Source organism: Paraburkholderia sp. SIMBA_053 (assembly GCF_046534895.1).
Classification (GTDB): Bacteria; Pseudomonadota; Gammaproteobacteria; order Burkholderiales; family Burkholderiaceae; genus Paraburkholderia; species Paraburkholderia caledonica.
The window spans coordinates 1-245 of sequence record NZ_JAWRXU010001423.1; the positions used below are offsets into that span (position 1 = coordinate 1).

At 57.1% G+C, this 245-nt stretch carries 1 rRNA gene; it reads right to left on the minus strand.

The annotated features are described in order from the left end of the window. A 23S ribosomal RNA gene (locus SB753_RS40300) occupies window positions 1-245 on the minus strand; the annotation flags it as partial.

The following is a 245-nucleotide window of genomic DNA, read 5'->3' on the forward strand; positions in this document are numbered from 1 at the left end:
GCCTGTTATCCCCGGAGTACCTTTTATCCGTTGAGCGATGGCCCTTCCATTCAGAACCACCGGATCACTATGACCTGCTTTCGCACCTGCTCGAACCGTCATTCTCGCAGTTAAGCGGGCTTATGCCATTGCACTAACCTCACGATGTCCGACCGTGATTAGCCCACCTTCGTGCTCCTCCGTTACGCTTTGGGAGGAGACCGCCCCAGTCAAACTACCCACCCGGCACTGTCCGCACCCCGGAT